1 protein-coding gene is annotated in these 271 nt (G+C 53.5%); it reads right to left on the bottom strand.

What is annotated here, in order from left to right:
* Positions 1–270 (bottom strand): ATP-binding cassette domain-containing protein (locus SB689_RS23170; protein ID WP_410694406.1); only part of this gene is annotated, 270 nt, incomplete at its 3' end.
* Between the last annotated feature and the right edge of the window lies 1 nt (position 271).

Below are 271 nucleotides of genomic sequence, written 5' to 3'. Positions count from 1 at the left end.
AGCCACGTTTTCCAGGGCGGTAAAATCCGGCAGCAGATGGTGAAACTGATAAATAAAGCCCAGCTTCTGGTTGCGCAGCTCTGCTTTCGCCGCCGAAGACAGTTTGCTCATCGGTTGACCGTTAAAGATCACATCGCCGGAGGTTGGCGTATCCAGCCCGCCCAACAAGTGCAGCAAGGTGCTTTTACCGGAACCAGAGCTACCGACGATCGCCATCATTTCACCTTCGCCCACGCTGAAACTGACATTGTGCAGTACATCGGTTTGCACA

The sequence above is a fragment of the Chryseobacterium sp. SIMBA_038 genome (assembly GCF_046535115.1).
Taxonomy (GTDB): Bacteria; Bacteroidota; Bacteroidia; order Flavobacteriales; family Weeksellaceae; genus Chryseobacterium.
Note: the sequence above shows the minus strand (reverse complement) of the source record. Positions and strands in the feature narration are given on the sequence as shown.